Origin of the sequence: Micromonospora sp. NPDC047134 (assembly GCF_040643455.1) — a bacterium.
Taxonomy (GTDB): Bacteria; Actinomycetota; Actinomycetes; order Mycobacteriales; family Micromonosporaceae; genus Micromonospora.
This window is the reverse complement of sequence record NZ_JBEYUI010000021.1, coordinates 1-18,292: the sequence shown is the minus strand read 5'-3', so window position 1 is coordinate 18,292 and position 18,292 is coordinate 1. Positions and strand designations below refer to the sequence as shown.

General features: G+C 68.6%; 23 protein-coding genes and 1 pseudogene. 14 read left to right on the top strand and 10 right to left on the bottom strand.

Annotated elements, in window-relative coordinates:
* Window positions 1-129: 129 nt before the first annotated feature.
* Together ABZ795_RS22600 and ABZ795_RS22595 are read right to left on the bottom strand one after the other, a co-directional pair.
* Window positions 130-816 (bottom strand): response regulator transcription factor, encoded by a 687-nt coding sequence (locus tag ABZ795_RS22600; RefSeq protein WP_357531774.1) that lies wholly within the window; start codon window positions 814-816, stop codon window positions 130-132.
* A complete protein-coding gene (locus tag ABZ795_RS22595; protein ID WP_357531773.1) occupies window positions 813-2,039 on the bottom strand; it encodes a sensor histidine kinase in 1,227 nt (408 codons plus the stop codon). The genes ABZ795_RS22600 and ABZ795_RS22595 overlap by 4 nt, the downstream gene beginning before the upstream one ends.
* A 192-nt stretch (window positions 2,040-2,231) precedes the next feature.
* Between ABZ795_RS22595 and ABZ795_RS22590 the strand changes: the two genes are divergently transcribed.
* Window positions 2,232-2,684 carry a DUF6223 family protein gene (locus ABZ795_RS22590; protein ID WP_357531772.1) on the top strand — a complete coding sequence of 151 codons (453 nt, stop codon included), beginning with the start codon at window positions 2,232-2,234 and terminating at the stop codon, window positions 2,682-2,684.
* Window positions 2,685-2,713: 29 nt separating this feature from the next.
* Here the strand turns inward: ABZ795_RS22590 and ABZ795_RS22585 are convergent, their stop codons facing one another.
* Both ABZ795_RS22585 and ABZ795_RS22580 read right to left on the bottom strand, forming a co-directional pair.
* Window positions 2,714-3,868, bottom strand: a complete 1,155-nt coding sequence (locus tag ABZ795_RS22585; RefSeq protein WP_357531771.1) for a helix-turn-helix domain-containing protein — start codon at window positions 3,866-3,868, stop codon at window positions 2,714-2,716.
* Complete coding sequence (locus ABZ795_RS22580) at window positions 3,865-4,011, bottom strand: hypothetical protein (RefSeq protein ID WP_357531770.1); 147 nt, start codon at window positions 4,009-4,011, stop codon at window positions 3,865-3,867. Before ABZ795_RS22580 ends, ABZ795_RS22585 begins: the two co-directional genes overlap by 4 nt.
* A 388-nt stretch (window positions 4,012-4,399) precedes the next feature.
* On the opposite strand from ABZ795_RS22580, the gene ABZ795_RS22575 reads away from it, so the two are divergent.
* From ABZ795_RS22575 to ABZ795_RS22560, 4 genes are all read left to right on the top strand, one after another.
* On the top strand, window positions 4,400-5,239 hold the full coding sequence (locus tag ABZ795_RS22575) for a helix-turn-helix transcriptional regulator (protein ID WP_357531769.1): 840 nt from the start codon (window positions 4,400-4,402) through the stop codon (window positions 5,237-5,239).
* Window positions 5,236-5,439: a DUF397 domain-containing protein gene (locus ABZ795_RS22570; protein ID WP_327026540.1), complete on the top strand. Its 204-nt coding sequence runs from the start codon at window positions 5,236-5,238 to the stop codon at window positions 5,437-5,439. Before ABZ795_RS22575 ends, ABZ795_RS22570 begins: the two co-directional genes overlap by 4 nt.
* A 393-nt stretch (window positions 5,440-5,832) precedes the next feature.
* On the top strand, window positions 5,833-7,149 hold the full coding sequence (locus ABZ795_RS22565; RefSeq protein WP_357531768.1) for a hemolysin family protein: 1,317 nt from the start codon (window positions 5,833-5,835) through the stop codon (window positions 7,147-7,149).
* A 72-nt stretch (window positions 7,150-7,221) separates the two neighbouring features.
* A complete protein-coding gene (locus ABZ795_RS22560) occupies window positions 7,222-8,031 on the top strand; it encodes a hypothetical protein (RefSeq protein WP_357531767.1) in 810 nt (269 codons plus the stop codon).
* 117 nt (window positions 8,032-8,148) lie between these two features.
* Here ABZ795_RS22560 and ABZ795_RS22555 read toward each other — a convergent pair whose 3' ends face one another.
* Entirely contained in the window at window positions 8,149-9,144 is a 996-nt protein-coding gene (locus tag ABZ795_RS22555; protein ID WP_357531766.1) for an NAD(P)-dependent oxidoreductase, read from the bottom strand.
* Window positions 9,145-9,262: 118 nt separating this feature from the next.
* On the opposite strand from ABZ795_RS22555, the gene ABZ795_RS22550 reads away from it, so the two are divergent.
* Both ABZ795_RS22550 and ABZ795_RS22545 read left to right on the top strand, forming a co-directional pair.
* Window positions 9,263-9,829 carry a TetR/AcrR family transcriptional regulator gene (locus ABZ795_RS22550; RefSeq protein ID WP_357531765.1) on the top strand — a complete coding sequence of 189 codons (567 nt, stop codon included), beginning with the start codon at window positions 9,263-9,265 and terminating at the stop codon, window positions 9,827-9,829.
* Window positions 9,830-9,962: 133 nt separating this feature from the next.
* Window positions 9,963-10,511 (top strand): hypothetical protein, encoded by a 549-nt coding sequence (locus tag ABZ795_RS22545; RefSeq protein ID WP_357531764.1) that lies wholly within the window; start codon window positions 9,963-9,965, stop codon window positions 10,509-10,511.
* A gap of 133 nt (window positions 10,512-10,644) precedes the next feature.
* Here the strand turns inward: ABZ795_RS22545 and ABZ795_RS22540 are convergent, their stop codons facing one another.
* From ABZ795_RS22540 to ABZ795_RS22530, 3 genes are read right to left on the bottom strand one after another with little or no spacing between them, the layout of a single operon-like run.
* A complete protein-coding gene (locus tag ABZ795_RS22540; protein WP_357531763.1) occupies window positions 10,645-11,187 on the bottom strand; it encodes a PspC domain-containing protein in 543 nt (180 codons plus the stop codon).
* A 4-nt stretch (window positions 11,188-11,191) separates the two neighbouring features.
* On the bottom strand, window positions 11,192-11,488 hold the full coding sequence (locus tag ABZ795_RS22535) for a PadR family transcriptional regulator (RefSeq protein ID WP_357531762.1): 297 nt from the start codon (window positions 11,486-11,488) through the stop codon (window positions 11,192-11,194).
* 3 nt (window positions 11,489-11,491) lie between these two features.
* On the bottom strand, window positions 11,492-11,872 hold the full coding sequence (locus ABZ795_RS22530; RefSeq protein WP_327026532.1) for a GntR family transcriptional regulator: 381 nt from the start codon (window positions 11,870-11,872) through the stop codon (window positions 11,492-11,494).
* Between the two features lie 167 nt (window positions 11,873-12,039).
* Between ABZ795_RS22530 and ABZ795_RS22525 the strand changes: the two genes are divergently transcribed.
* The 3 genes from ABZ795_RS22525 to ABZ795_RS22515 all read left to right on the top strand — a co-directional run bounded on the left by ABZ795_RS22525 (window position 12,040) and on the right by ABZ795_RS22515 (window position 14,537).
* Window positions 12,040-12,987, top strand: coding sequence for a DUF5996 family protein (locus ABZ795_RS22525; RefSeq protein WP_357531761.1), 948 nt, complete (start codon window positions 12,040-12,042; stop codon window positions 12,985-12,987).
* Between the two features lie 43 nt (window positions 12,988-13,030).
* A complete protein-coding gene (locus tag ABZ795_RS22520) occupies window positions 13,031-13,402 on the top strand; it encodes a metalloregulator ArsR/SmtB family transcription factor (protein ID WP_327026530.1) in 372 nt (123 codons plus the stop codon).
* Window positions 13,403-13,712: 310 nt separating this feature from the next.
* Complete coding sequence (locus tag ABZ795_RS22515; RefSeq protein WP_357531760.1) at window positions 13,713-14,537, top strand: hypothetical protein; 825 nt, start codon at window positions 13,713-13,715, stop codon at window positions 14,535-14,537.
* Window positions 14,538-14,659: 122 nt separating this feature from the next.
* Here the strand turns inward: ABZ795_RS22515 and ABZ795_RS22510 are convergent, their stop codons facing one another.
* The gene (locus ABZ795_RS22510; RefSeq protein ID WP_357531759.1) at window positions 14,660-15,148 is read right to left on the bottom strand and encodes a VanZ family protein; all 489 of its coding nucleotides are present in this window, start codon (window positions 15,146-15,148) and stop codon (window positions 14,660-14,662) included.
* Between the two features lie 133 nt (window positions 15,149-15,281).
* On the opposite strand from ABZ795_RS22510, the gene ABZ795_RS22505 reads away from it, so the two are divergent.
* Window positions 15,282-16,001 (top strand): GNAT family N-acetyltransferase, encoded by a 720-nt coding sequence (locus ABZ795_RS22505; RefSeq protein ID WP_357531758.1) that lies wholly within the window; start codon window positions 15,282-15,284, stop codon window positions 15,999-16,001.
* Window positions 16,002-16,077: 76 nt separating this feature from the next.
* On the opposite strand, the gene ABZ795_RS22500 is transcribed toward ABZ795_RS22505, so the two are convergent.
* Complete coding sequence (locus ABZ795_RS22500) at window positions 16,078-16,587, bottom strand: O-acetyl-ADP-ribose deacetylase (protein WP_357531757.1); 510 nt, start codon at window positions 16,585-16,587, stop codon at window positions 16,078-16,080.
* A gap of 311 nt (window positions 16,588-16,898) precedes the next feature.
* Between ABZ795_RS22500 and ABZ795_RS22495 the strand changes: the two genes are divergently transcribed.
* The 3 genes and pseudogenes from ABZ795_RS22495 to ABZ795_RS22485 all read left to right on the top strand — a co-directional run.
* The gene (locus ABZ795_RS22495) at window positions 16,899-17,399 is read left to right on the top strand and encodes a S1 RNA-binding domain-containing protein (RefSeq protein WP_357531756.1); all 501 of its coding nucleotides are present in this window, start codon (window positions 16,899-16,901) and stop codon (window positions 17,397-17,399) included.
* A gap of 54 nt (window positions 17,400-17,453) precedes the next feature.
* Window positions 17,454-17,837, top strand: a complete 384-nt coding sequence (locus ABZ795_RS22490) for a helix-turn-helix transcriptional regulator (protein WP_357531755.1) — start codon at window positions 17,454-17,456, stop codon at window positions 17,835-17,837.
* Window positions 17,834-18,292: pseudogene (locus tag ABZ795_RS22485) on the top strand (hypothetical protein); the annotation flags it as partial. The gene ABZ795_RS22490 and the pseudogene ABZ795_RS22485, both read left to right, overlap by 4 nt.

Sequence of the window (18,292 nt, the reverse complement as noted above, 5' to 3'; positions counted from 1 at the left end):
GCCAGAACTCGTCCTCCAGGGGCGACGTTGGCGACCCAGCTCACCGCAGCCTCCGATCCACGCCCGGACCCTACCGCCAAGACCATCCGCAGTGGTGGTAGCGGGCGAGAGGCAGGGTGTGCCGCAGTGTCACGGGTCAGGGCTGACCAGTCCGGTCTGATAGGCGATGACCACCAGTTGGGCCCGGTCACGCGCGCCCAGCTTCGCCATCGCACGGCTGACATGGGTCCGCGCGGTGGCCGGGCTGAGGAACAGTTCGCCGCCGATCTCGTCGTTGTTGAGGCCCTGCCCCACCAGGGCCAGCACCTGCCGCTCGCGTTCGGTGAGCACCGCCAACCGCTCCTGGCCGGCGGCGGCTGCCGTACGCCGTGCCGTGAACTGACTGATCAGCCGTCTGGTGATCCGCGGCGCCAGCAGGGCCTCTCCCGCGGCGACCACCCGGATGGCGTGCAGGAGTTCGGCCGGTCCGGCGTCCTTGAGCAGGAAGCCGCTGGCACCGGCCTGCAGCGCTTCGAAGACGTTGGCGTCGGTGTCGTAGGTGGTGAGGATGAGAATCCGGACCCGCTCCAGCCCGCGCATCCGGGTGATCTGAGCCGTGGCCTGGATGCCGTCCATCCTCGGCATGCGGATGTCCATGAGGACGACGTCGGGGCGGGCGGAGCGGGCACTCTCGACGGCTTCGACGCCGTTCGTCGCCTCCGCGACCACAGTGATGTCGTCCTCGACGTCGAGCAGCAGCGTGAACCCGGATCGCACCAGCCGCTCGTCGTCGGCGACCAGCACCCTGATCGGCCGTGCGGCAGCGGCCGGGTTCACCGGCGTGCCCTGTCCGGCGCTAGGGGCAGCCGGGCCCGGACCTCGAAACCTCCGCGCGGGGTCGGCCCGGCGCGGAGTTCTCCGCCGAGCAGCTGACAGCGTTCGCGCATGCCCACGATTCCGCAGCCAGGTCCGGCGGGGGTGTCCGTGGCGTCGCCGGCCGGTCGATCCGCGACGCCGGACCGGCTGCCGGGGCCGTCGTCGGTCACCCGGATCTCCAGTACGTCGACCCCCGGGGTCAGCGCGACCGTCACCCGGGTCGAACCGACATGCCGGACCACATTGGTGATCGCCTCCTGAACGATGCGGTAGGCGGCGCTGCCCACCGCAGTCGGCAACGACGTCACGGGCGAGGCCGCCTCGACCGTGACGTCGAGTCCGGCCTCGCGCGCCCTGGCGGTAAGCTCGCCGACCTGCTCCAGGCCCGCCTGCGGCACCCGACCGTCGTGATCATCCCGGAGTACGCCGAGAATGGTCCGCATCTCCCGCAAGGCCCGGGCACTGGTCTGCTCGATGGCCCGCAACGCCTCCCGGGCCTGTTCCGGTCGCTTGTCCCACACGTGCGCGGAGACCCCGGACTGGACGTTGATGACGGCGATGGCGTGCGCCACGGTGTCGTGCACCTCCCGGGCGATCCGCAGCCGCTCGGCGTCGACCCGTGCCCGCGTCGCCTCCTCACGGCTGCGTTCGGCCAGTTCCGCACGCCGCTGGGCGTCGGCGGCGATGACGCGCCGGGACCGGACGGATTCGCCGAGCGCCGCGCTCATCACCGATGCGCCGATGCGGAAGAACACCCACCCGATGGCGGCCCGCGGCTCGATGTCCGCCGCCGCGACCAACCACCCCACGGCGAGCACCGTGATACCCACACCGGCGATCACCAGTGACCGACGCCCGTCACCGTAGGCGGCCAACGTGTACAGGGCGACGAACAACCCCAGCCAACCGGGCGCGTCCGGGAAGCCGAGACCGTAGTACACCAGGCTGGCGAGGGCCGTGGTGACGAACACCGCGACCGGCCACCGGCGGCGGACGACCAGAACCAGGCCACTGACCACCAACAGCGCGTAACCGAGGTTTCCGACGTCGGTGAGCGGCCGAGTCGCGCCCTCGACGGCGACCTTGGCGACCGTGCCCTGCACCTGCATCACGGTGACGAAGAGCGCGAGCACCACGTCGTAGGTCACCACGCGCAGGGGCCGCGACCCGGCTCGGCGTTCCATTCCGTGAACCTACCGCTCCCAGACATCGACAATGCTCCGTCCAGGTGCGCGACCGCCTACGACGACAGGCGTGGCGACACCGGGCTCGGCTACGCCCGACTGCGTAGCCGCTGCCGTCCGCCGCCGGAGGCGATCACCGAGGCACCGACGCGACGATCATCGCCATCAGGGTCGGCGAAGAGGGGAGAAGAAATGAAGTCTTCAGGAATCCGACGGGTGCTGACGGTCGGCGCTGCCGTCCTGGTCGGAGGCATCGCCCTTGTCGTACTGCTGGGCGGGACCGGGCTCGGCGGACCGGCAGCCGCCGACGGACCAGGGGCCGCACTCGATGCGTACGGCCTGACCACCGGGCGGCTCGTGGGCCTCGTGGGAGCACTGGCGGCGCTGGCCGGTGTCGTCGTCGGTGGGCTGACCCTGGCCCGCCCCCGCAGTCCCATCGGCACCGGCACCGGCCGTACCGGGGCCACCATCGCCCTGGTGGCAGGGCTGATCGGCGTGATCCTCGGTGGATACGTGGTGGCCGCCGCCGAGGGCGGGCCCGGCACCGGCTACGGAATTGTCGGGGGCGTCGTAGCCCTGGTGGTGGGGCTGACCAGCCTGGCCCTCGGTGGGCTGGCCCTGGCCCGCTCCCGACACCCTCGCTGACCGGACACCCCGAGGCTTGACGCGTCGGATCAGCGGGTCAGGCCGACGACCGTGGCCAGTCGGGCCACGTCCGCTGCCGCCGGTCCGCCCCGAATGATCTCGGTGAGCAGGGTACGACCGACCGGGCGGCTGCGGACCTCGGCGGGCGCGGTGCGGTCGGCGTCGAGCAGCGCGCGTCCGGCCCGACTGGGTCGGCCGGTATCGAGGTAGGTGCGGGTGGCGTCGACCAGGTGGGCGGCCCGGTGCTCGGGCGGCAGGCGTCGCCAGCCGTCGCTGCGGATGACGTGTTCGTGGCGCAGGATCGCTTCGGCGGTGTCGCCGATGCGATGGGCGGCCAGGGACCGGGCCGTCTGGACGGCAGCCGCCCCGAAGCCGGTGTGGTGCGGGTCGGTGTCGCCGGTGTGACGATCGGCGAGGGCGGCGGCATGGTCGAGCAGATCGTGGGCGTTGCGACGGTCGCCGTGTTCGGCGGCGGCCAACCCGGCCTGGAGGTGGAGAGTTCCGCGTACGGTGTCGTCGTCTGCGGGGTCCGCCGCTGCCAGGGCGGCGGTGAGCGCCAGATGGTGATGGCCGAGAGCACGCAGGGCCTGGGCGACCGCGATGGTCGCGGCGGCGGTACGGGTGGGATCGTCGTCGGCGGCGACGGCCCGGTCGGCGGCGAGCCAGGCAAGGTCGGGGTGGTCGAGCTTGATCAGCACGTTTGCGGTGAGCCGGTAGGCGGAGGCGAGCAGGCCCGGGGTGCCACCGGCGGCATCGAGCAGGTCGGGCAGGGCACCGAGCAGGTCGGGCAGGGCACCGAGCAGTTGCGGGTAGCGGGCGTGCTGATAAGCCATCCAGGCGTACGCGACCTGGTCGCCGGCCTGCTGCGCGGTGACGGTGCATCGGGGCCGGTGGTAGCGGGCGAGGGCGGCGCGTACCGTGTCGATGCCGGTCTGGGTGGGGGTGACGGCTGCCGGCTGGCGAGGGCCGAGCAGCATCTCCGGGTCGAGGCGCAGCACCTCGGCGATGTCGCGGATGACGGAGTACCGGTCGAGTCGGCGTACGCCGCGTTCGACCTTGTCGACCCAGCTTTTCGACTTGCCGAGCCGATCGGCGAAGGCCTGCTGGGTCATACCCCGATGCGTCCGTAACTCGGCCACCCGTCGCCCGAGGGGTACGGAGTTGTGATCCCGCCGGTAGGTCATCGGCTGCCCCCGGCGGGCGGCATGGTGTGGGTGTGCTCCCCACAACGCGGACACCACCGCGACTTCACCTTGAACGCGAACAACCCCGCCAGGAAGCCCAGCAGTATTCCGCTGAACACCATCATCATCACCTCCACAGTCACGGCCGCTCACCTTCCATTGGGGCCGAAGCCGGGTCTGAGTCCGCGGGGACTCGTGACCATGCGGAGTCGGCGGGCGGGCGGGTGACGACCAGCAGTGACACAGCGGGGCGTGCGGTGTGTCGCAGTAACCGCCAGCACCGGTCGTTTAACGCGGTGCAGGGGGAAGTACGGTGCATCTCAGATCCCTTCGGGTTCTGGCAAGCCCTCACATCGGAGCGTCTTTGGTCGGATGACCGATGTGAGGGCTTTTCCATGCTCTGCGCGCTGGCATCGAGCGTATGCGCACCCATTTTGCGCGCGCAGATTTACCGAGTCAATGACATGGTGCCAGGAAGCGTCGGCGCGTATGGTCGGTGCCAACCTCACGGGAAGATGGAGAATCGCGAGCGTGGAGAGCCCAACTTTCGTTCGGTTCCAGCTCGGTGCGCAGCTCAAGCAGGCGCGCGAGAAGGCTGGCGTGACCACCGAGCAGGCAGCCGCACTCATCGAGGTATCGCCGAGCACCCTGCGGAGGATCGAGCAGGGCAGGGTCGGCTTGAAGGGCCCAGCGTTGAACGCGCTACTCGACCGGTACGGGGTGGCCGATGCCGAGCTGCGCGAGACGTTGCGATCGATGGCTCAAGCGGGCAAGCAGCGCGGCTGGTGGGCGAAGTACGGCGACCTGCCCAACTCCTATCGGCAGTACATCGGTCTTGAGTCCGCAGCGTCCGTGGTCGAGAACTTTGAAACTCTAGTCGTGCCGGGCCTGTTGCAGACGGTTGACTACGCCCGAGCGATCATCAGCGCTGACGCATCTCAGCCCACACCGCAGGCAACAGAGGAGCGGGTGACGGTGCGTGTGGAAAGGCAGAAGCTGCTCACCGAGGAGAAGCTGCGTCTGGTTGCGGTGATCGATGAGGCGGTGCTGCGTCGGCAGATCGGTGGACCCGACGTGATGCGAGATCAACTCTCGGCGCTGCTCGACGCGCAGAAGCGATGGAATGTGAGCATCCAGGTCATCCCCTTCCGAGAAGGGGCTTACGCCTCAATGGTGTCGAGCTTCCACATCCTCAGTTTCGACGAGGGGCCAGGGGTGGTGTACATCGAGGGCTTGACCGGCGACCTCTACGCTGAAGGTGAGGACGTTGACAGGTGTGCGCGGGTGTTCGGCAGTCTTCGAGCAGCAGCCCTGTCGCCTACGGCCTCGACCGCGATGATCAAGGGGATTCGGGACGAGGGGACGCCATGAAGGCGCTCGACAACCAGTGGCGAACCAGCAGTCGCAGCGGCGGCAACGGCGCATGCGTTGAGGCCCGGTACGCAGACCACGCTGCGCAGGTCCGCGACAGCAAAGACCAGCAGGGATCGGTGCTCATGTTCAGCGCCGGTCAGTGGATCGGATTTATTGAAGGCATCAAGGCCGGCGCATTCGGCAGCGGAGAGCGGTGAGCGCCTCCGCCAGGGGGAATTCTTGCCTGGACGGCAGCTTAGGGTAGCGCCGGCGATGCGGCCGTCCGGCCGATGTCCACGCGGGGCCGAAGCGGCTTTCGGCTGCCCCCTCTAGGCGTGGAGCTGCTGCGCGAGCTGGGCAGCCTTATCGAGCCGGCGAAGCATATTGCTCTCCCTGCCGAGGGAAGTCGCCCCACGTCATGACCTATTGTCCTAGGACGGCTTGCAAGGTGTCCTCTCCGTGACATAGCAATCCGGAGGCAGTGGCGTAGGGAGAACGGGCGCAAGCCTGCCCGCTGAACCCGCAACATGGGGGAGTCGGCACCGTGTATCGACCCGCCGCCGCGGTCGAGGCTCCGGACGGTGTCCGGTCAAGGAGGCGTCGAACGGGCCGTGGATGGCTATGGCGTACGGGTCGTGTTGGTGTTGGTGTTGGTCCTGGTGAACGCGGTGTTCGCGGGCAGCGAGATGGCGTTGGTGTCGCTGCGGGAGAGCCAGCTGCAGCGCCTGGAGCGCACCTCCCGGGCGGGGCGGGTGCTGGCGAGACTGGCGCGGGATCCCAACCGATTCCTGGCCACCATTCAGATCGGCATCACCCTGGCCGGGTTCCTGGCCTCGGCGGCTGCGGCGGTGTCACTGGCGGCGCCGCTGGTGGGACCGCTGGGGTTCCTGGGATCGGCGGCGGAGCCGGTAGCGATCGTGCTGGTCACCATCGTGCTGACCTTCGTCACCTTGGTGCTGGGTGAGCTGGCGCCGAAGCGGATCGCGATGCAGCGGGCGGAGGGGTGGGCTCTGCTCGTCGCCCGTCCGTTGGACGCGTTGTCGGCGTTCTCCCGTCCGGCGGTGTGGCTGTTGAGTAAGGCCAGCGACGCGGTGGTGCGGTTGACCGGCGGGGACCCACGGGCCCGCCGTCAGGAGGTCACCACCGAGGAACTGCGGGACATCGTGGCCTCGCAGCGTAACCTCACCCCCGAACACCGCATGATCATCTCGGGGGCGTTCGAGGTGGCCGAGCGGATCCTGCGGGAGATCCTCGTCCCGCGCCGCGAGGTGGTCACCCTGTCCGAGTCACTGACCGCGCCGCAGGCGTTGCGGGAGTTGGGCCGGTCGGGGCAGACCCGCGCGCCGGTCGTGGGCCGCGCCGGTCTGGACGAGACCGTCGGTGTGGTGCACATGCGTGACCTGCTCGACCAGGAGGGCTCGGTCGCCGAGTACGTCAGCGCGCCGCTGTATCTGCCGGAGACGCTGCGGGTCACCGAGGCGATTCGGGAGATGCGATCGCAGCGGCAGCAGTTCGCCCTTGTGGTGGACGAGCGTGGCGCTATCGACGGCATCGTGACGATGGAGGACCTGGTCGAGGAGATCGTCGGGGAGATCTACGACGAAACCGACCGGGACGTGCAGGCGGTCGTACGGGAGGTGGACGGGGCGCTGCTGTTGACGGGTGGTTTCCCGCTGCACGACCTACCGGACGTGGGTGTCGACCTGGACGAGGACACTATCGAGTCCGGCGACTACACGACGGTGGCGGGACTTGTCCTGGCACACCTCGGTCACATTCCCAGGACGCCCGGCGAAGTGGTCGAGCTGCCGGGTCTGACCGCCGAGGTGGTGGAGGTGACAGGCCAGGCCATCACCCGAATACGCCTGCGACCCACACCGCGACGCCCCGACGGCCCTGACACGGACGAAACCGAGGTGGAGTCTTGACCGACGAGCGCCTACGCGAGACCGGCCGCGCCGTGCCCCGGCGACGTACCGATGAAGTGGCATGGATGAATCGTGGCAGGTGAGCAGGGCAACCGGTTGATCATTGAGCACGAGGAGGTCATCGGAGTCGACTATTCCGCCGATGGATTAACTGGATTGGTCGGTGTTGGTGCCCGCTTCGTGCGGTGCCGCTTCGACGGACTCCGATTCCAGGACGTGGCGCTGGGCTCCGGCATGGATCTGTCGCAGTACGTCGAGTGCTCCTTCGACGGCGCGGTGCTCACCGGCACGGCCGGATATTCGCGGTTTATCGGCTGCACCTTCCGGAACTCGGAGATCCGAGATCTGACCGCGGGCTACTTGGAACTCGTCGACTGCCTCTTTAGCGGCAGGATCAGGTCGACGACCTTCTGGGGCGCCCCACCGCCCGGCTCCGCCGAGCGGTTTACGAGCGACTTGGCGTTCCTTGCCAAGCAGGGACGGGCGGAGCCGCCGGGATATCGCGCGCTTGCCCTGCGAGAGTCCAACAAGTTCCACGGCAACGACTTCTCCGGGGTCGACCTGGTCGGTGTGGACTTCCGCTACGGCATCGACCTGACCAGGCAGCGCCTGCCGACCGGTTCAGACCACCTATACCTTGAAGACGCCGAGGCCGCTCTGCATCGTGCGCTTGCGCTGCTGGTCGACCGGCCGGCAGACGATCTCACGGCTCGGGTCGAGCGGTCGCTGCGGCGGATGCTCGACCGGGAGATCAGCACCGGCCAACGACAACTGCTGTTCCGCGAGGTGGACTACTCGAACAAGGGGGTGTTGAAGCCACCCGCCCGGCTCATGTTCGATCTCCTGCGGGAGGCCACCGACCCACTGCCCCGGGTGCGCTGATCGGCTGCCGACGGCGGGAGGGCGACTTGGCGCCTTCAACGAGCGGCTGATGCCCGGACCACTGAATACCAGGCAGGGCCGGTCGGCCACCCCAGCTCTGCGGGCATGACGGTCCCGCTACCGTCCCAAAGTCGCCATCCGACGAAGGCCCTCGTCGACGCTGATCGTCGGCTGGTATTCCAGGTGGGTCCGGGCGCGCGTGATGTCGTAGACGCGGTCGCGGCCCATGAAGGTGACGATCCATTGGGTGAGCGGTGGCGGCGTGGTACTGCGGCGGGCCTTGGCGACGGTCTCCATGATCGTGGCGATGGCCGACGCGATCGCCCGGGGGTAGCTGCGGCTGCTGCTCACGTCGTGCCCCTGGGTGGCGAGCAGGGGGGTGAAGAAGGTGCGGGCCGGCCGGGGGTTGCCGTCGGTGACATAGCAGACGAGGCCGTGGTTTCCCCGTGTCATGGCCAAGGCGACGGCGTGGGCAAGGTTGTCGAAGTGGCAGAAGTCGACCGTGTGCTGCCCGCCGTCGATCCAGGCGAACCGGCCGGCCTCGACAGAGTCGACGAATCCTTGCAGGTTGCCGGCCGTGCCGTGGCCCCAGAGGAAGGGCGGTCGGAGGATCACCAGCGTGGTCTCTGCGTGGGGGAGTGCGAGAAGTTCCTGCTCGGTGCGCAGCTTGACTCGGCTGTAAGCGATGTTCGCCCGGCCGGTGTCGGAGGTTTCGTTAACGATGTTCAGGTGTCTGGTGCCGGTGGAGACGCTGGCGGCCGAGAGCAGGACGAAGCGTTTCACCCCTGCGGCCACCGCGGCCTGGTACAGGGCGCGGGTGGGCAGCAGATTGCGCTCGACGAACAGTTCGTCCGGCCCCCAGAACTCCATGAAGGCCGCCGCGTGGACCACCGCGTCGACTCCGTGGAGGGTGTCCAGCCACGCCGGCGCGCCGGCGTGGCTTCGGAGGGCCCCTGTCAGGTCACCGCGTACCGGTCGCGCACCGGCGGCCGCGACCGCCTTCTCCGCAGTGGCGGACCTCGCGAGCGCGTGCACGGTGTGCCCGTCGGCCACGAGCCTGCGAATGAGCACACCGCCGGCAGAACCGGAGCCACCTGTGAGAAATACGTCCATGAGATCCCTCCACCATCGAGACGCATCTTGTTGACGCTGTCATCTGAGAGAAGTGTGGATGGCTGAGCTGACAATGTCAACCGGCCGGTGAACATTGTCAACTAGATAGCATGGCGTGGTGATCAGTCGCGTGGAGTCCGCTGCCGCCACCCGTCGTTCCCTGCTCGACGCGGCCGCCGGCCTGCTGGACGAGGGTGGACCGGAGGCGGTGACGCTGCGGGCGGTGGGTGCGCGGGCCGGCGTGAGTCGCGGAGCGCCCTACCGCCACTTCTCCGACAAGGGCGACCTGCTGACCGCGGTCGCGGCCGAGGCATGGGACCGGTTGGCGGATCGGGCCGTGGAATGGGCCGCCGATCCGCTGACCCCGGCGGAGGAGAAGCTACAGAAAATGCTCACCGGGCTCCTTGCCGTCGGCCGCGAGCAGCCACATCTGTATCGACTGATGCACCAGGCGCCCGCCAGTGACGAGGTGCTGCGCGCGGCATCGCGAAGCCAAGGCCCGTTCGTGGCCGTCCTGAGCGATCTGGTCGGTGAGGACCAGGCCCATCGCTACGGGGCGCTGCTGCTCACCAGCGTGCACGGGATAATCGGGATGGAGGCCAGCGGTCAACTCACCGCCGACAAGTGGCACACCGACGCCGACGACATCCTGACCCTCCTGACCGGCATGATCGGCGATCGCTGAGCGAGGACGGAACGACCGCCCACCGTGGGGCGATCCTGGACCGCACCGGGACACGTGACAGGTGACACCGGGAGAGCGACCGCACCTCGTACCATCAGATCTTCTCGATACCGACGTGCGACGGGGGTCGGATATGCGGGCAGGAAAGGTCACCGGGCCGGCGGTTGCCGTCTCGCTCGCCGTGCTGGCGCTCGGCTGCGCGGCCCCGGGCACCCGGGACGGCGACGCGCAGGCGATACCCACAGAGACGTCCTCGCCGGCAACGTCGTCGTCACCCGCAGGGGTGGCGGAGCCGACCGGTCGGCAGCCAGACGCACCCCCGAACCATGGCGACAACAACGGCTGGAAGCGGCGGCATGAACTGTCCGCTGCGGATGAGCGCGCCGGGCGGGAACTCGCCGCGCGGATCCGGCCGTCGCTTGAGGCGCTACGCGCCGCCGGGGACTTCGCGCCGGCGTCCACCCAGCGAGCGCTGCTCGATCTGGGCATTCAGCCAGACGCGATCCAGGTCACCACCATGCGACCGCCCACCGGGCAGGAAACCCCACCACCGGGTGCGGTGTACGCGGTGCGGTTCGGAACCGTGGGCTGTGTGATCGGGGACGTACGGCCTGACCGAGTCATGGTCGAGGTCACCGGCTCGGCGGTCGAATTCGGCTGCCTGGAGCCGTTCTCGCACTGACGCCATCCCACCCCCGGTAGGGTGCCAGGCGAATATAGGGCGGCCCATGGTGAGAGATGTCGGTTGAAGTGGGCAGGATGACTGACGCCGACCAGACCTCTACGACTCACCAGTCGCGACCGTCGCCATCGACTCATCGGCGTAGCCGCACGTCATTGCGGGGCGTATCCCGTTGGCGTTCGTAGTCGGCGACCGTGGGGACGACGGGGAGCACGAGCAGCAGGACCAGGTACACCACGGCGAGTAGACCACCGGTGACCATGCTCAGCAGCAGCACGACCGTTCGTACCCAGTCGACGCGGAACTCGCCGTACGCCGCGACGCCGACGCAGACACCGCCGAACCATTTGCCCTCGTGGATCCGGCACCAGAACCGCCCGCGTGATCCTCCCTCGGCGGGAGGCGGGGCGGGGCGTACCGGGCTGACCGGCCCGAGGTCGGCCAGGATCGCGGCCATCTGCGTACCGGTCACCGGGTTGTCGCCTGATTCCGCGAGGGTGCTCAACCGGTCGCCGATCGCGGACTCGAGATCTCGGACGATCTCGTCGGCGTCCGGGTCGGAGCGCAGCGCGTGCCGCGCATCATCGAGGTACTGCCGCAGGGCGTCGCGTGCTCCGGCGGTGGCGGGAAAGGCCACTGCATGCCCGGTGAGGCGGATGGATACCGGATCGCTCATGGGGTCACCGTCCAATGGTGTTGATCGCGCGGGTCAGCTCGTTCCAGTACTCCCGGAATGCGGTGAGCTGGGTTCTGCCGGCGTCGGTGAGGGAGAAGTACTTCCGGGGTGGTCCCGTCGGCGACTCACGCCACTCGTGGTGTACGAGTCCGTCTCGCCGGAGCTTGCTCAGCAGCGGATAGAGCGTGCCCTCCTGGGCCGGGAAGTCCGCCTCCTGTAGCGCGGCGAGGATCTCCGCCGCGTGATCTCCTGCCGCTGAGTGGGGCTGGCTCTGCGGGAGACCGAGGGTTTCGCTGCTCAAGAACTAGTGGGGTGACGAGGAACGAGACGGTCCCACGCCCAGTGCCGCCTCGACGATCCGGACGGCCTCGGCGGGGTCGATACCGACACTGGTGATGACCGCCGCGTAGTCGCGGGCGGCGCTGCGGGCCCGGTCGAGGGCCTGCTCGCCGGCAGCCGAGACGAACGAGCCGGCCCGCCCGTGGGTCTCGATCAACCCGGCCTCCTCCAGTTCCCGGTACGCCCGAGCGACCGTGTTCGCGGCCAGGCCCAGATCGGCCGCGAGCCTGCGGATCGTCGGCAGTTTCGTGCCGACGGCCAGCGAGCGGTCCTGGATCTGCCGGGCGAGCTGGGCCCGGAGCTGCTCGTACGGCGGCGTCGGTGAGGCTGCGTCGATGACGATCACCGGACGAGCATGACGCGCCCGGCTGCAGTCCCGCTACCCGGGGTCTGGCCTGGAAGGGGCAACACGGCCGGTCAGTGAATCGATGGTGCTATGTAGGTGCCGACCCGCAGGGCACGATTACGACGACCAGCCACCCTCGCGTTACAGCGCCAAGGATGTGAGTAGCGATGACAAGCCCGGCACCGACGAGCTGGCCGAGCCTGCGGGTCTCGGGCTGGACCGACACCCGCGACACCCTGCACATGTGGACCCAGATCGTGGGCAAGATCCGCATGGCACACGCTCCGATGCTCAACCACTGGTGGCAGGTCACCCTGTACGTCAGCCCGCGCGGGCTGACGACCTCGACCATCCCGTACCGCACGGGGGCCTTCGAGATCGAGTTCGATTTCCTCGGTCACCAGCTCGACGTGCGGACCAGCAGCGGTGACGCGCGGAGCCTCCCGCTTCGGCCGATGCCGGTCGCCGAGTTCTACGCCCGGATCATGGACATGCTCCAGCAACTCGGGATCGAGGCGCCGATCCGGCCGCGCCCCAACGAGGTCGACCCGGCGATCCCCTTCGCCGAGGACTACGAGCACGCCTCCTACGACGGCGAGGCGGCCACCCTGTTCTGGCGACAACTGCTCCAGGCGAACCGAGTGATCGGCGAATTCCGGTCCTACTTCGTGGGCAAGGTCAGCCCGGTGCACTTCTTCTGGGGCGGGATGGACCTCGCCTGCACCCGTTTCTCCGGCCGGTCGGCCCCGCCGCACCCCGGGGGGATGCCGAACTGCGCGGACTGGGTGATGGCCGAGGGCTACTCCCGCGAGCTCTCCAGCTGCGGATTCTGGCCCGGAGGCGGCGAGGAAGGTGCCTTCTACTCCTACGCCTATCCCGAACCCGACGGGTTCGCCGAGCAGCCGATCGGCCCCGAAGGCGCGTACTTCAGTCCCGACTTCAAGCAGTTCCTGCTGCCGTACGAGGTCGCCCGCGCCGCACCGGATCCGGACCGTGCGGTCGCCGAGTTCCTCCACACCACCTACAAGGCCGCAGCGGACCGGGGGCACTGGGACCGCTCCGCGCTGGAGGACGACCCGTTTCGGTGGCACAACCGCCTCGCGACCTCCGGGTGATCCTGCCCTCGTTCATCAGCTGATTGGGGGGTTTGCTGCAACGATGCGAGACGTGGGAACTGTGAAGACTACGCCGCCTGCCATCTCGCCCCTCGCCGGCGAGCCGATCGACCGTGCCGATGCCGAACGCCTCGCGGGGGTGCTGAAGGCGTTCGCCGACCCGGCCCGGCTGCGACTGCTCAGCCTGATCCAGTCGGCTCCAGAGGGAGAGGCCTCGGTCAGTGACCTCACCGAGCCTCTCGGGCTCTCCCAGCCGACCGTCAGTCATCACCTGCGGATCCTCACCGAGGCCGGCCTGCTCGAGCGTGACAAGCGCGGCGTCTGGGCGTACTACCGTCTCGTGCCGTCCGCCATCGCCACAGTCGCCGACCTGTTGACCCCGCCCCGCAAACGAGCAACGAAGAAGTCCCGCTGACCGACGCCTCGAAGACCACACCACTCGTCACACACGCACCGACTGCCGCGTCGTCGGAAACCGCGCATTGCCGGCGGCATCAGGGGACGCCCCGGTCGACCTCGGTGCCGTAGTCGGCGAGTAGGTCGTCGAGATATTCCTCGTGTCCGAGTGCCTGGCCTGGGGCGACGACGACCGCGACCTCCTCCACGCCGACCAGCATCGCGGGCCATCGACACCACACGAGTTGATCGCGTACGAATCGCAATGCACCACGACGCAGCAAGGCTGGCAGGGTCGGCGACGTGGAGTGACCGGAGAGAATGTATGGGTGGATCCCACGAACTTGCACTGGGCGTCACGCCGGTATCTGATGACGCGATACGAGGAACTTCAGAGCGAGTACGGTCGGCTGCCCGACGGGGGCCGCCGCGCTGATGGGTACCACTACACCACCGAAGCGAAGCGGATCTTCCCCCGCTACAACGTCGTGGAAGCCATGCTCATGGCGGTTGAGCGAATTGACCCGGATCGGCTTCCCGCCGTCGACGTACTGGTCAGCATGATGCTGGCGGCTGCCGACGGTGGGGACTTCCCGCTCACTGAGCCGCCCTACGACGAGGTCGAAGCACAGGCCGTGACCGATGAGCGCCGGCTGTTCGCTGCGAAGGTGCAGCATTGGGCGGCGCAGCCCGAATTCCGCACCGACCCGGTCCCGTATCGGCGCGTGCTCACGCGCGAGGAGTCATCGGCCTGGCGGACGTCACTGCAGCAGCGATGGGGGGTGCAGAACGGCTGGTGGCACCCGATGCTCGGTAGTTCGGTTCCACACGACGTGCTGGTGCTGGCTGAGGAGTCGATGTGGGAGGGCGACGGCGTTGATCAGGTTCGCCGAGTACTGCGAGAGTTGGGCCGACCGCGGGTAGTCGAGTTGGGCGAGTATGGGGCCGACTACCTGCTGGATGTCGAGATCGTCGCCCCGCGGTACACGGGACCGGAGGGTTGCTGGATCGACGAGCAGCACGATTGGATTGCCTACGCATCCCACGAGGGAACGGTGGCATTCGGCGGGGTTCTCTCCGCCGCTCTCGTGGCGACCTGGCCTGAGGTCGACCGGTGGCGGTGGCCCGGATGGCAGGCGCTCGACCATAAGTGAGCGCCGTCTTCCGTATCGAAGCGCGAGACGAACTCAGCACCGCACCGCAAGCGCGGACGATCAGGTGAGCTCGCCAGCGCGCGGATCGCTGTACGGTGACCGGCCCGGTGACCGGGAGGAGCCTACTCCGATGGCGGTACGGGCAGCACGCGATCGGGAGTGGGCAGCCGACGCGCCGCGAGAACGGCCAGGCCCGCACCGGTCGTGTTCAACAGCACGTCGTCGATCGACGAGACACGTCCGAGTGCCAGGGCGTACTGCAGTGCTTCCACTGCGGTCGACATGCCTGCGGCCACGATGACCACATGTGTGAGCCGGACCTGCCACCCCAGACCCAGACCGAACCCCACCGCCGCGAACACCAGCAGATTGCCGACGATCTGGAAGAACGCGGTCAGCGGATGGTCGGCGAGGATCTCCACCAGGTCGCGCAGCGGCACCAGCCGCACTTCTCGGGGCGCGTCGAGTGGGGTGAGGACCACCACCAGCCATGGCAGCGTCCAGACCACCATGACCGTCGTGGCCAATGCCCGCCGGACCGCCAGCCCTGCGGGGACACCGCGCCTCCGGTAACAGGTCACGAGGTGACGCGTACCGACCAGGCCGGCCATGACGAGAGCCACCGCAGTCGCCACGACCGGAAGCCAACGCAGGTACCCGCCCGGGATCATCGTGGAGCATCGTAGATGCTGACAGCTGCGAACTCGGTGGCGTGAGCGGTGGACCAGGCGTGAGGATGCGTTCGTGGCCGCTGATGTGTTGCTCGCTCGGGCTCGGGTGGTGTGGCGTGAGTTGGCCGGTGTTCCGATGGCCTTACCCGCTGACGGCGGCGTCGACGTAGCCGTCTCGGCTGAATCGCGGCTGTCTCCGCCGGGCTGGGTCGGAATCGTCGCCTTGGGCGACGCCGCGATCGTCACCCTGCCGGCAGACAATCGGGCCGAGACCGTACGTGGGGTGCTGCGCAGCGTGCCCGTCGAGGAACTGACCGACCCGGTCCGGCTCCGCGCCATACTGCCGGTCGCCGAGGTGCTGGGTCCGGCGAGCCTGGCCTACCTCGACGACGGTGACTTCCAGCCGGTCGGGCTCGACACCGTGGACGTGGTTCCTCGTGCACATGACGATCTTGTCAGGCTCCTGGCCTCCGTTCCCGTGGACGACGCCGACGAGTGCGGGTTGGCCGACATCACCTCTGCGGCGTTCGTGGTGCGCCGCGGCGACCACGTCGTCGCGGCGGCAGGTTACCGGCACTGGCCGGGTATGGCGGCTCACCTGTGCGTCCTCACCAGGCCGGATCATCGCGAGCGCGGACTGGCGCGTGCCGTCGCCTCCGCGGCAGCCGCAGACGGCTTGGCGAACCGCCTGTTACCGCAGTGGCGGGCTCGCCCGGAGCCATCGCGTCGCGTGGCGCAGGCGCTGGGATTTCGCCAGCTCGGTGCCCAGCTGAGCATCCGAATCGGCATCTGAGCCCACACCAGATCGCGGCTACGCGAGCCTTTGCAGCACAGCACAGGTCACGCTGCCCGTGGCAGTTCCGGACGGATCAACCCGTGGCTGTCAGCGCGGCTTGCAGATGCTCGCAGGCGTCCTCGTCGAACGCGACGAGTCGTACCTGTTGGACGTTTGTCGCTGTTGATCTGATCGTTGCTACGGCGATGCGGGCGGCCTGGTCGGCAGGAAAGCCGTACACGCCGGTGGCGATTGCGGGGAAGGCGACGCTGCGGGCGCCGAGTTCGTCGGCGACCTGCAGGCTCCTGCGGTAACAGGAGGCCAGGACGTCGGCCTCACCGTGGCCGCCGCCCTCCCAGATCGGCCCAACCGCATGGATGACGTGCCGCACCGGTGGGTCGAGGTCGAAGGCCGGGGTAGCCATCGCATCGCCCGGATCGCAGGGGCCGATCGCACCCCCGGCCCGGGCCAGACGGGGCCCGGCAGCGCGGTGGATCGCGCCGTCGACACCACCACCGCCGAGCAGGGACTCGTTGGCCGCCGTGACGATGGCGTCCACGTCCTCTCGCGTGATGTCACCCATTACAACCTCGATGATTGCCACGGCAGAATCGTGACACACCGCTGGCGTGCCGGCCCGCTGTCGCCGAACCGGTGGCCGCCGGTTACGGCGTCGAATTCGTTGTATGGCGCCGGCGTTCCGACCATCGTCGAGCATCGTGAGGCGTTGAAGGTGTCCGCCGGCCGCGTGGAGCGACGGTGGTTCATCTGAGCGTCTGGCCTTGATCGAAGGCGACACGGTGGTACTCGCCCAGGTGGTGCGAGCTGCGCAGGCATGGCACGACGGAGCGTCCTTGACCGAAATCCCTGAGGCCCCTCCGTTCGTCAAACTGACCGGTCGGACCGCTGGTCAGCGTGCCGACATCCCGTAATCTTCGAGTGGGCAGGACAGTTCTGTCGCGTCTGAGGAGCGACCACAGCGCGGCACAGTGGTGCGTGGAATCATCTCCGAGATCCACAACTTCGGCGTCTTCGTGCCTCTCGAGGGGACCGGCCGGCTCGCCCGGCACTGGGTTCATTCGGATTCCGGAGCTGACCTGGGAGTACTTCTTCGACCCTGGCGACGTGGTGCACGCCGGGCAGCAGGTCACCTGCGAGGTGCTCGACTTCGACGTCACCCGTGGACAGGTACAGCTTTCGCTGAAGGCGTTGCAGGACGATCCGATGGTCACGTTCGCGGACCGGGTCGGTGAGGTGATGTCCGAGCCGGTCATCCAGGTGCCGTTCGGTGTCTTCGTCCGCGTCGCGCCGGGCATCGCGGGACTGCTCCACGAGCCCTCGGCGCAGCGCTTCGCCGGCTCGCTAGGTGCTCAGCCGTTCGTGACGCCGTCTGCTGAGGACGATCAGGTGAGGTGACCACGCTGGATGGTCACCTTGGCTAGATACTCATCTTGCTTGTATATTCAGGTTATGCGATCGACCTCGCGTCCCGCGCTGCGGGAACCGTCGTACTTCGTCCTTGCGGCTCTGCTCGGTGGCCCGCTTCACGGTTATGCCGTGATCAAGCGGGTGACCGAGCTGTCCGACGAGCGGGTGACCCTCGCCGCCGGTTCGCTGTACTCGGTGATCGACCGGCTGCTCGGCGAGGGACTCATCACCGCCGACGGCGAAGAGATCGTCAACGGGCGTGCCCGTCGCTACTACCGGCTCACCGACGAGGGCTACCGCGTACTCGCCGAGGAGGCCGACCGGCTCGCCCGGGCCGCCCGGGTGGTCATGGATCGGCTGCCGCACCGGGGCTTCCCGCTGGGAAGTGCCGATCAACCTTCTATCGTGAGGACCAGGCCAGCATGAGTTCTGATGTTCTGGAGAAGCGGTACCGAATGCTGCTGCGGGCCTATCCGGCCGGTTACCGCCGGGAGCGTGCCGACGAACTGATCGACACGTTGATCGGCGACGAACCGACCACCCGCCGCTGGCCCAGCATCCGGCAGGCGGCCGCACTGATCCGGGGCGGCCTACGGGTGCACGGCGGCAGCACTGCGGCCCGGCCCACCGCCGTGCTGCTCTGGCAGGGGCTTCACCTGGGCGCCATGGCGGTGCTGGCGCTGGGTGTGCTCATCGGCGTGAACGACATCGTCGCGACGTTCCAGTTCGGCGGATCCGCAGACCCCCTGCACGCCCTGCGGAACGAGGGCATCCAGATTGTCATGGCTAGTGCCATGACCACAAACGTTCACGGTGTTCGGGGTAACACGGCGCGCGGGCTGACGGCCCAGCCGGTCGCCGCGAGGCCGGTCGGCGAGCAT